This window comes from Mesorhizobium sp. M0001 (assembly GCF_040324255.1).
Classification (GTDB): Bacteria; Pseudomonadota; Alphaproteobacteria; order Rhizobiales; family Rhizobiaceae; genus Mesorhizobium.
The window spans coordinates 1-1,325 of sequence record NZ_JAMYVS010000038.1 but is presented as its reverse complement, the minus strand read 5'-3'; the positions used below and the strand labels follow the sequence as shown (position 1 = coordinate 1,325).

Sequence of the window (1,325 nt, the reverse complement as noted above, 5' to 3'; positions counted from 1 at the left end):
GATGCAGCAGTCCGCAGAAACCAAGTCTACGATCAACGACGCCGTTGCGCATGAGCAGCGTGTTTATGAAAGCTCAAACCCGACGAGCAGACAGAAATTTGAGGCCGCCAAGGAGGTCTTGCCTGGCGGCAACACGCGCGGTTCGCTGTATTTCGATCCGTTCCCGCTTTTCTTCAGCTCTGCACGATCCAGCAAGGTGATCGATGCGGACGGCCACGAATATTCGGATTTCGGAAATGACCTAACCGCCGCTCTCTTTGGCCATTCGAACGAAGCGATCGTGTCAGCGCTCAAGTCCGCACTGGACAACGGGGTGAGTTACGGGGGCACGCACGATCATGAGGTGGCGTTTGCCCGCGAGATCTGCGACCGCTTTCGCTCCATCGAGAGGGTTCGCTTCCTGACGTCCGGGACGGAAGCAAACGTTGCCGCGATACAACTTGCCAAGGCCGAAACAGGACGGCGATTGGTGCTGGGCTTCTTCGGCGGCTACCACGGTAACATCTTGAACTGGCTTGAGCCCGAGAGTGAGATGAATGTCGAGCGTGCGGACGTCCGCCTCGCCCGATTCAATCACATCGACACCGTCGAGGAGATCGTCCGGAAGGAGGGTAAGGACATCGCGGCCATTCTGGTCGAGCCGATCATGGGCAGCGCTGGCGGCTTCCTGGCTGACACGGCTTTCCTGAGCCGACTGCGTTCGATTTGCGATGAGATCGGAGCGTTGCTGATATTTGACGAGGTGCAAACCGCAAGGTTCGCCGTCGGCGGTTATCAATCGGTAATCGGTGTCTATCCGGACCTGACCACGCTCGGCAAGTTCTTCGGCGGCGGTCTCAACTTCGGGGCTTTGTGCGGGCCCGCGCGACATATGGACAGGCTGGGGCCCGGTCATGAAAGAATGCTCTCGCACGGCGGCACTTTTAGCAACAACGTTCTGACCATGATCGCGGGGCATGCTGCGCTGAAAAAGGTCTTTGTTCAGGAAAAGGTCGACCGGCTGAATGCCCGCTCCAACGAACTGCGGTTTGCTTTACTAGGTCAAGCGAACAGCCGAGGAGTGCCCCTGCAATTAGGCAGTTTTGGCTCCCTGATCTCGACACATTTCCAGGCGGACATGCCGCGCGGCCCTGAGGACGTCAAGACCCCACCGATCTTTCGAAAGCTGTTACAGCTTTTCATGATCAACAACGGCATCTTTATCACCAGGCGCGGCCAGTTCACCGTGTCCATGGTCAATACCGACGACGAGTTCTCGGCGATGGAGAATGCTTTTGGCGTCTTTTTGGACCGATATGGCGAACTGGCTGATGACTTCGACTGAC

At 57.4% G+C, this 1,325-nt stretch carries 1 protein-coding gene; it reads left to right on the top strand.

The window, feature by feature from the left end:
* On the top strand, positions 1-1,324 hold a 1,324-nt coding region (locus tag NKK50_RS31245), incomplete at its 5' end, for an aspartate aminotransferase family protein (RefSeq protein ID WP_352544376.1).
* Position 1,325: the final 1 nt, after the last annotated feature.